Genomic DNA, 6212 nt, shown 5'->3' with positions numbered 1-6212 from the left:
AGGACGGCCTCATTGATCGGACCGTGTATCCGCAGGTGCCTCCGAAGGTGGAATACTCGCTGACTGGGTTCGGGCGCGCGCTTGGCCCAGCAATTGATGCCCTACGCGATTGGGCCGCACGCGGGAGCATTTCTAGCGACGCTCGCTGAAGTGACTGCCTGCGTGAAAGCTATGCGCTGGCGCGCGTCGTCCGCTTTGCGCCAACAACGGCCCCACGCCCCGACCTCGGGTGGGTTCCTACTCCTATAGCCCCCCGCCCGAAATCCCGGCCCCGTAAGGGTCCCAGCCATTGGCCTGGAAAACGCCGATGATATAACCGTAGCAAAAGGCAAAGGCGGTCTCGAATGGCGCTTCGCCATCGATATGCGGCACGTGGTCGGGCATGATCATGCAGTCGACGCCAACTTCCTTGTAGATCTTCAGGCTCGCCGCCATGTCCATGTCGCCGGCATCGGGAAACTCCTCGGTGAAGGAGTAGCGGCCGCCCTTGATGTTGCGGAAGTGGACGTTGAAAATCTTCTTCCGCTCGCCGAACCAGCGGATGATATCGCCGATTTCCTCGCGCGGATTTTCGAGGCTTTCAGCCACCGTACCCTGGCAGAAATTGAGGCCGTGATAGGGGCTTTCGGCAATGGAGACGAACTTCTTGAGCCCTTCAGCCGAGCCCAATACGCGCTCCTCCATGCCGCGATAGCCGGGGCGTGTCAGCGGATCGTGCGGGTGGCAGGCAAGGCGCACCTTGCTCGCTTCAGCCACCGGGACGACGCGCTCGAGGAACCAGGTAATGCGCTCCCACATCTCGTCGGCGCTGACATTGCCGGCGCGGCTTGGAACGGCGTCATCCGTCGTCTGGTCGTGCCGGAAGGTCGACATGATGGCGCCGCCGCGACCGCGCTCGGATGGTGTGCGCGGAATGCCCAGAATGTTGAAATTGTACTTTGCGGCCTTGATGCCAAGCACGCCCAGCGTCTCGATCAATCGGCAGATGCTGTCGACCTCCCGCTCTCTTTCCGGATCCTGGCCAAGGACGATGGAAGGCGACTTTACCTTGTCGACACCGGCGGAGGACATGGGCAGTTGCACCATGTCGAGGACCAGGCCCGCCGCCTCGATGCGCTCGATATGGCGCTCCAGCACGTCGCGCGTCCAATCATGCGGATTGCCGACCGGATCGATGCAGACGTGGCGCAAACCAAGCTGTGCAAGCTGGCGCAGGTGGGCATCTCCCACCTCGTTGAACTTCTCCCCGCTCAGCTGGGTACCCACATACATGTCAGAAATCCCTCAAGTGTTATGACTTCTACAAAGTTGTATGAAATATCTGGGCATGCTACAAGCCGAACATGATCACGGCGGCAGAGATTTCATCGCCCTACGCGCGTCCGTGGCACGAGAAGGATGACAAATCCGGCTCGGCATGGCATGCGATAGAAGCCCCCCCACTCTGCTGCGATGCGCTAGCAGACTGTTACCATCGAGGACGCGAAAAGCGGAAAATGGCTGAAATCATAGCCCTGCGATTGACGGATCGCGTCAAGGACGGACTCGTCCGTCTCATTACCGATAGTGGCCTCAAGCCCGGCGACAAACTGCCCCCGGCCGAAAAGCTCTGCGAAACTTTTGACGTGAGCCGCACCGTGGTGCGCGAGGCCATTGCCAGCCTCAAGGCTGAGGGCCGGCTGCGCTCGTTGCGCGGCAGCGGCGTCTATGTCAGCGAGCCACCCAAGGCCGTGGGCGGATCGATGTTCATGGAGGCGCCGCAGGACATTGCCGACGTGCTCGACCTGATCGAATTCCGCATGAGCGTCGAAATCGAGGCTGCGGGTCTCGCCGCCGAGCGCCGGACGGAGACCAATCTTCTCCGCATGGAACAGGCGCTGTCCCAGTTTGCCCGACATCTGGCCGACAATACGCTCGCGACCGATGCCGACCGCGCCTTTCACCGCGCCATCGCCGACGCCACCAACAATTCCCGCTTCCGCCTTTTCGTCGATGAAATGGGCGAACGCCTGATCCCGCGCCGCGCGCTAGGCGCCAGTTTTAGCGACGAGAAGGACAAGGCGGAGTTTTTGGAGAACATCCAGACCGAGCACCGCCGAATCTTTGAGGCCATCAGCGATCGCCAACCCGACGCGGCGCGCCTTGCCATGCGCCAGCATCTCGAAGGCGGCCGCCGCCGCTATCGGGAGTGGAGCCTTGCCCACGATATCGGCCATTGAGAGCGCCATGACGCAGCCTGACGTGAACTGGGTGATCCGCGAGCGTTTTGGCGTGGGCGAAAGCCCCGTGTGGGACGCGGCCAATGGACGCCTGCTGTGGTGCGATATTCCGGCTGGCGCGGTACATGCGCTCGATATCGACACGGGAGAACGAAAGCTCTGGGAATTCGGCGAGCCTGTGCCGAGCCTTGGGCTGGCGAAGAACGGCAAGCTGGTCGTGGCCCTGCGCAATGATGTCGTTGTTTTCGATCCTGTCACCGGCGCACGAGAACAGGTAGCGCGCATCGAGCACGCCAAGCCCGATATGCGGCTCAATGACGGCAAGGTGGGGCCAGATGGCGCCTTCTGGGTCGGCAGCATGGATGCAGACCCAAGCGGTGCTCCGGCCGCAAAGCTCTATCGTGTGGCGCCCGATGGCGAGGTGCGGGTGATCGCCGAGGGGATCGCCATTTCCAATGGCCTTGCCTGGAACGCCGACGCCACAATGCTCTACCATTCGGACTCGCGCGGCAGCATGTGGCTCGATTGCTGGGACTTTGATCGCGCGACCGGCGCGGTCAGCAACCGCCGGCGCCTGCGGGACAATGACGAGGCCAATGGACGCCCCGATGGCGGCGCCTGCGATGTCGAGGGCAACTATTGGTCGGCAGGGCCGTCAGCCAGCCGCATCAATCGCTTCTCGGCGACGGGCGAATTGCTGGACTGGGTCGACATGCCGCTGAAATTCCCGACCATGCCCTGCTTTGGCGGGCCGGATATGAAAACGGTATTCGTGACGAGCCTCAACTCACGCGAGGAAGAGCGCGACGGGATCGTGCAGTTCCTAGTGGATGTGCCGGGGGTTCCGGTTGGGGTGTTTGGGTGACACCGGACGTCATCCTCGGGCTTGACCCGAGGACGTTTCACTTGGCAATCGCGCAGTAAGTGTAGAGCCCTCGGGTCAAGCCCGAGGGTGACGAACCGTGGTTGTTATGGCCGAAGCAGCGTCTTGATGGCGCGGCGGTCGTCCATGGCGCGATAGCCTTCGGCGGCTTCGGCAAGCGGCAGTTCCAAATCGAACACGCGGCCCGGATTGATCTGGCGGGTCAGGATCAGATCGAGCAGATGCGGCAGGAAGCGGCGCACCGGGGCGGGACCGCCCATCATGCCGGTCTGCGAGAAGAACAGCGATTGGCCATCGAACTGCACGCCATGCGGCACGCCGACATAGCCGATCATCGAGCCCGGCCGCGCGCAATTGATGGCGGTCTGCATGGCTTCCTGCGTACCAACGCATTCGAGCACGGCATCGGCGCCGATGCGCCGGGTCAATTCCTTGACGCGTGCCACGCCCTCGTCGCCGCGCTCGGCAATGATGTCGGTGGCGCCATAATCAAGCGCCAAGTCCTGCCGGCTCTTGTGGCGGCTCATGGCAATGATCCGGTGTGCACCCAATTGCTTGGCGGCGAGGACGCCCATTAGCCCGACAGCGCCATCGCCTACGACCACAACGGTCGACCCAGACTGCACGCGCGCCGCATCGGCCGCATACCAGCCGGTGCCGAGCACGTCGGAAGCAGCGAGAAGGCTCGGGATCAGGTCGTCATCGGGCATGGTGTCGGTGGCGATCAACGTGCCATCGGCGAGCGGCACGCGCGCATATTCGGCCTGCCCACCGGTCATGAACTCGCGCTGTTCGCAGGACGATTGAAAACCGTGGCGGCAATGGGGGCAGGTATTGTCGGAGAGCACGAAGGAGCCGACGACGAACTGGCCCGGCTTCACCGTCTTGACGTCGCTGCCGACGGCAACGACCACCCCGCAATATTCGTGGCCCATGGCCATGGGGCTCGAAATGTCATTGAGGCCGCGGAACGGCCACAGGTCGGACCCGCAGATGCAGGTGGCAGTGAGGCGGATGATGGCGTCGGTCGGCTTCTGGATCACCGGTTCGTCGCGTTGTTCGACGCGGACGTCGCCGGGGGCATAGAGCATGGTAGCGAGCAAAAGTGGTCTCCTTGGCGAGGGATCGCCAGTGGTTCGACCGCCATTGTAGCCAAAGCCGGCATCATCGGATTATCGTGAGTAATCTTGATGCAGTGTTGAGCATGATTCAGGAATGGCACGCAGCCCGATCGACGATCTCCAGGCCTTCCTCGCTGTCGCCCGCGAGCGCAGCTTTACCCGCGCTGCGGCCAAGTTGGGCGTGACACCCTCGGCGCTGAGCCATACGATGAAGGGGCTGGAGGCGCGGTTGGGGGTGCGTCTCCTCTCGCGCACGACACGCAGCGTTTCGCCGACCGAGGCCGGAGAACGCCTGCTGCGCGCCGTGGCGCCGCATTTCGACGAGATCGAAGCCGAGATCGCGGCCCTCAGCGATTTTCGCGATCGTCCGGCCGGCACCATCCGCGTTTCCTGCGGCGATTCCGTCGTTGCTTCGATCTTCCGGCCGATGCTGCGCGGTTTCCTTGGGCAATATCCCGACATCACGGTCGAGCTGGCGATCAACAACGGCTTCGTCGATATCGTCGAGCAGCGCATGGATGCCGGCGTGCGCCTGGGTGAGGCGCTCTCGCGCGACATGATCGCGGTGCGCATCGGGCCGGATTGGCGCTTTTCCGTCGTGGCCACGCCGGACTATTTTGCCCGACACCCCCAACCGCAAAACCCGCAGGATCTGACCGATCACCACTGCATCAACCTGCGGCTCAGTACGGCCGGCGCGCTCTATGCCTGGGAATTCAAGAAGGATGGCCGCGAACTCAATGTGCGGGTCGAGGGGCAGTTGATCTTCAACAGCATCCTGCCCGTGCTTGATGCGGCGCTCGACGGGCATGGCCTTGCCAATGTGCCCGAATTCATGAGCCGGCCCTATATCGAGCGTGGCGAACTGGTCGAGGTTCTGGCCGATTGGTCGCCGACCTGGCAGGGTTTTCACCTCTACTACCCCAATCGCCGCCAGCCCTCTCCGGCCTTTACCGCCTTCGTGGAGGCGCTACGCTATCGGCTCTAGCCCGCCCAAGACTTGACTCCGCGCGGCGTCTGGGATTGATGAAACATGACTATCATAGTCACAAAATGGATTGGTCATGATTTCTCGCCGCCTCCTCACGCTGCTTGGCGTGCCTTTGCTCCTCGCCCTTGCAACGCCCGCTTTTGCCCGTGACATCACCCACGTCATGGGCGTCACGACGGTGCCCGACCAGCCGCTGCGCATCGTTGCCCTGACCAATGAGGCGACTGAAGATCTGCTCGCGCTGGGCATCGTGCCGGTTGGCGCCGTGCGCTCGGCCAATGCCGATCCCTGGTTCGACCACGTCGCCGATGCGCTCAAGGATACGACCCTCGTCGGCGAAGAGCTGGCGCCCAACCTCGAAGTCATTCTCTCGCTCGAACCCGATCTGATCCTTGGCAACAAGAAGCGCCACGAGCAGATCTACGAGCAGCTCTCGGCCATCGCGCCGACGGTTTTCGTCGAGAACATCACCGGTAAGTGGCGCGACAATCTCGCCTTCTATGCCGAAGCCGTCGGTAAGACCGCCGAAGGCGAAGCGCTGCTCCAGGGCTATGAAACCCGGGTCGAAGCGATCAAGGCAGCGCTGGGCGATCGTCTGGCCGAAAAGGTCGGCCTCGTGCGCTTCATCTCGGGCCAGAACTACGCCTACAACAATGACAGCTTCTCCGGCTCCATCCTGCGCGACATCGGCTTTGGCCGCCCCGCAGCACAGGACAAGGCAGGTCTCGCCGAGCCGATCACTCTCGAGCGTATTCCGGACCTCGACGGCGACCGCCTGCTGCACTTCAGCTACGAAACCGGCGACGGCGGCGCAACCAAGGAAGCCGAAGCCTGGATGGCCTCCCCGCTCTGGCAGAACCTCGACGCGGTCAAGGCTGGCCATGTCTATGCCGTGTCCGACACGGTCTGGGCGACGGCCGGCGGCGTGATGGCTGCGCATCTGGCGCTCGACGATATCGAGAAGATCTACGAGATCCCGTCCACGCGTTGAGCCAAAT

At 62.9% G+C, this 6212-nt stretch carries 7 protein-coding genes; 5 read left to right on the top strand and 2 right to left on the bottom strand.

Annotated elements, in window-relative coordinates; genetic code table 11:
* A partial coding sequence (locus tag ABW043_RS00170; protein WP_353919226.1) for a winged helix-turn-helix transcriptional regulator occupies positions 1 to 149 on the top strand: 149 nt, incomplete at its 5' end.
* Between the two features lie 94 nt (positions 150 to 243).
* Here the strand turns inward: ABW043_RS00170 and ABW043_RS00165 are convergent.
* On the bottom strand, positions 244 to 1272 hold the full coding sequence (locus ABW043_RS00165) for a mannonate dehydratase (protein ID WP_353919225.1): 1029 nt from the start codon (positions 1270 to 1272) through the stop codon (positions 244 to 246).
* Between the two features lie 224 nt (positions 1273 to 1496).
* On the opposite strand from ABW043_RS00165, the gene ABW043_RS00160 reads away from it, so the two are divergent.
* The gene (locus ABW043_RS00160; RefSeq protein ID WP_353919224.1) at positions 1497 to 2219 is read left to right on the top strand and encodes a FadR/GntR family transcriptional regulator; all 723 of its coding nucleotides are present in this window, start codon (positions 1497 to 1499) and stop codon (positions 2217 to 2219) included.
* Between the two features lie 7 nt (positions 2220 to 2226).
* On the top strand, positions 2227 to 3084 hold the full coding sequence (locus tag ABW043_RS00155) for an SMP-30/gluconolactonase/LRE family protein (RefSeq protein ID WP_353919223.1): 858 nt from the start codon (positions 2227 to 2229) through the stop codon (positions 3082 to 3084).
* 104 nt (positions 3085 to 3188) lie between these two features.
* Here ABW043_RS00155 and ABW043_RS00150 read toward each other — a convergent pair whose 3' ends face one another.
* Positions 3189 to 4205, bottom strand: coding sequence for a zinc-dependent alcohol dehydrogenase family protein (locus ABW043_RS00150; protein ID WP_353919222.1), 1017 nt, complete (start codon positions 4203 to 4205; stop codon positions 3189 to 3191).
* A 112-nt stretch (positions 4206 to 4317) separates the two neighbouring features.
* Here ABW043_RS00150 and ABW043_RS00145 point away from each other — a divergent pair, with 112 nt between their 5' ends.
* Together ABW043_RS00145 and ABW043_RS00140 are read left to right on the top strand one after the other, a co-directional pair.
* Positions 4318 to 5211, top strand: coding sequence for a LysR family transcriptional regulator (locus ABW043_RS00145; RefSeq protein ID WP_353919221.1), 894 nt, complete (start codon positions 4318 to 4320; stop codon positions 5209 to 5211).
* Positions 5212 to 5287: 76 nt separating this feature from the next.
* Positions 5288 to 6205, top strand: coding sequence for an ABC transporter substrate-binding protein (locus ABW043_RS00140; RefSeq protein ID WP_353919220.1), 918 nt, complete (start codon positions 5288 to 5290; stop codon positions 6203 to 6205).
* The last annotated feature ends 7 nt before the right edge of the window (positions 6206 to 6212 follow it).

The organism is Devosia sp. (genome assembly GCF_040509215.1).
In the GTDB taxonomy this organism is placed as follows: domain Bacteria; phylum Pseudomonadota; class Alphaproteobacteria; order Rhizobiales; family Devosiaceae; genus Devosia.
The sequence above is the reverse complement of the archived record's forward strand: the minus strand, read 5'-3'. Positions and strand labels throughout refer to the sequence as shown.

What these genes read in the sequence shown, in the direction of transcription:
- ABW043_RS00165 (WP_353919225.1), bottom strand. Translation starts at nt 1,272, where the DNA reads ATGTATGTGGGTACCCAGCTGAGCGGGGAGAAGTTCAACGAGGTGGGA.
- ABW043_RS00160 (WP_353919224.1), top strand. Translation starts at nt 1,497, where the DNA reads ATGGCTGAAATCATAGCCCTGCGATTGACGGATCGCGTCAAGGACGGA.
- ABW043_RS00155 (WP_353919223.1), top strand. Translation starts at nt 2,227, where the DNA reads ATGACGCAGCCTGACGTGAACTGGGTGATCCGCGAGCGTTTTGGCGTG.
- ABW043_RS00145 (WP_353919221.1), top strand. Translation starts at nt 4,318, where the DNA reads ATGGCACGCAGCCCGATCGACGATCTCCAGGCCTTCCTCGCTGTCGCC.
- ABW043_RS00140 (WP_353919220.1), top strand. Translation starts at nt 5,288, where the DNA reads ATGATTTCTCGCCGCCTCCTCACGCTGCTTGGCGTGCCTTTGCTCCTC.